The sequence below is a fragment of the Membranihabitans marinus genome (assembly GCF_021729155.1).
GTDB classification, from domain to species: Bacteria; Bacteroidota; Bacteroidia; order Chitinophagales; family Saprospiraceae; genus Membranihabitans; species Membranihabitans marinus.
Window position 1 is genome coordinate 1 of sequence record NZ_JAJQYA010000075.1, and the last position, 2614, is coordinate 2614.

Genomic DNA, 2614 nt, shown 5'->3' on the forward strand with positions numbered 1-2614 from the left:
TGGTTATTTCGGAGGGACTGTGCCACCTATTTCGGTCAAATGGTGCCACTTTGAAAGATGTTGTAATGATAACAAAAAAAATGGATTTATTGATTTTACAATACTCCTTTCCTCAAAGATTCTCCTTTAAGACTTATTCGATGAGAGGAGTGAACTATTCTGTCTAGAATAGCATCTGCGATAGTGCTTTCCCCGATGATGTCATACCATGCTGATACTGGTATCTGAGATGATAGAATGGTAGATTTCTGATTATGCCTATCATCAATGATATCCATAAGGGCTTCCCTTGCGTGATTATCAAAGGATTGAAGACCAAAGTCATCAAGGATAAGCAGATCAGTTGATGAGAGTTTTTTAAGCTCTTTGAGATAAGTACCATCCACTTTACTGAGCTTTAACATTTTGAGCAAGCGAGCTGTATTGAAGTAGAAGGTCTTTAGTCCCATCAAGCAGGCTTGGTGCCCCAGAGCCTGTGCAAGATAGCTTTTCCCAACGCCAGAGGCTCCAGTCAGAATAATGTTTTCCTTTTTTTTGACAAAGTCCAACATGCCGAGACGGACGAACATATTTTTATCCAGGTTACGATTGTGAGTATAATCCACATCAGCAAGACTGGCTTTCTGTCTAAATTTCGCCTGTTTGGTCAATCGTTCGATTTTCCTGTTCCAGCGGTGTTCCCATTCATGATCGGTCAATAAGGCAAGGTATTCGTCGGCGGTCATGGATCCCACTCGGTTATCCTTAATGAGTTGATGATGTAGGGAAGCCATAGCTCCAAGTCTCATCTCTTTCAGTTTTTCGATAGTTTGATTATTGTTCATAATAATTATTGTTTAATTAAACGTTCATTTATAGGCCGAAGCCCCCCTTATGTTCTCATGCTCAGGGATATGAGATTTATCTTTTTCCAGGTCTTGGTAAAACAAAAAGCTTTTGTCCATATTGTTTTCCAAAATATTTTTGATGCGCATGTAAGAGACAGCCTCGATATCCAGAACTCTTTTACAGGCCTGATCTAGCCTTTTGGAGCCATGAGCTTTATGGAGTTGAATTAGTCCCATAACCCGTTTATATCCTACTTCAGGGTAATCGATATTCAAAAGTATTTTATCTACACACCTCACAACGTGTACTCCATGAGGAAGAGCTTGCTTTCTAAAGTATTCCGGACTCCATTTTGTAAATGCTTTATGTGTACTACTGAGGTGATTTTTGTTGGTGATATAAATTCCGGTAGAGGGATTGCGTTTGTGCAGGGCTATGCGCTGATGATTATAATAAACCTCGATCGTGCTTTTGGTGTAATGGATCATGGTCCTATTGCCGATATAACGGTATGGAACACTGTAATAACTTTTGTCCGGGGAGAAATAAACATAACCCATTTTCTGAACCTTTGCCCTTTTGTAATCTTTTATTTCATAAGCCTGAGTGGGTAATGATTTTAAGTATTGTCGTTCGATCGTTTGAAAGAGCTCTCTTCGACAGGCTTGTTTTCGTTGGAATAGCAATTTATTATAGTCTACAAGTAATCGTCGTATCTCGCGGTTGAGTTCTTCCAAAGAAAAGAAAGTCATCTCCCGTATCGGATAATAAATTCTTTGGTAAACAAGGTGTACTGCGTTTTCAACCAAGGCTTTGTCTTGCGGTGAATAAGTCCTTGTGGGGTTGATCACACAGTTATAATGTCTGGCAAAATCTTTAAAGCTGCGATTGATGGTAGGTTCGTATTTACTGGCTCTTGTCACAGCCGACTTCAAATTATCCGAGACAATTGCTTTAGGAACACCTCCATAAAAAGTTAATGCATTCATACAACAAGAAATCAGATCTTCCTTTTTTTGGCTCTCAGTGGCTTCAACATAAGTATATTGGCTGTTGGGTAATATGGTCACAAACACCTCCACAGGGATTATATCACCGGTCTGTCTATCAATAATATGCAGCTTCTTGCCAGCAAAATCTATAAACATTTCTTTACCCGCCTCATGTTCTAACTTCATGGAACCTTTTACCTTGGCATATTTGCGACGATAATGCTCCATAAATTGAGTATAGCTATAGGCGTTCTTGGTCGTCTGAGTATATTCTTGGTAGTGGTATAGAAAAGTGAATCCGGGATGATTTCGAGCTTTATTGACCTTCTCAAAATAAAGCATCAGCTTATCTTGTCTTTCAGTATCAAGAGTGGTGAATGAAGTGAAAAGTGCCGTCAAGGCTGCATTGTCATAATTCAAAAGCTCCTCAAAAGAATATTCACTAGCTTTGAAACGCTTCATGTAGGTATTCACCGTGTTCCGGGATATGCTTAGAATGTCGCTTATTTTACGATTACTGTAACCGTCTAAGTGTAATGTGATAATTTGTTTAAGGTCCATAGGATCAAGTGTGTTTGCCATATCTAATCGCTTTTTTGCGACAAGATAATTGTACTTGATCTTTCAAAGTGGCTGGGAAAACTGGTCAGCCTGTGGCACAAAACGATCCGCTATGGAATGAATTGAACCCCAAAAATGGCACAAAACGATCCGTAAATATTGGCACAATTTGAACCGATATAACTGGCACTAACCCACCGAAATACCTGGCACAAAACGATCCGTAATATCCA

The 2614-nt window shown here is 39.4% G+C and carries 2 protein-coding genes; both read right to left on the bottom strand.

Annotation, left to right across the window (positions count from 1 at the left end; translation table 11 throughout):
• Positions 1–95 precede the first annotated feature (95 nt).
• Positions 96–824 (bottom strand): IS21-like element helper ATPase IstB, encoded by a 729-nt coding sequence (gene istB, locus LVD51_RS19895; protein ID WP_236973133.1) that lies wholly within the window; start codon positions 822–824, stop codon positions 96–98.
• A gap of 24 nt (positions 825–848) precedes the next feature.
• On the bottom strand, positions 849–2402 hold the full coding sequence (gene istA / locus LVD51_RS19900; protein WP_317207908.1) for an IS21 family transposase: 1554 nt from the start codon (positions 2400–2402) through the stop codon (positions 849–851).
• Positions 2403–2614 lie beyond the last annotated feature (212 nt).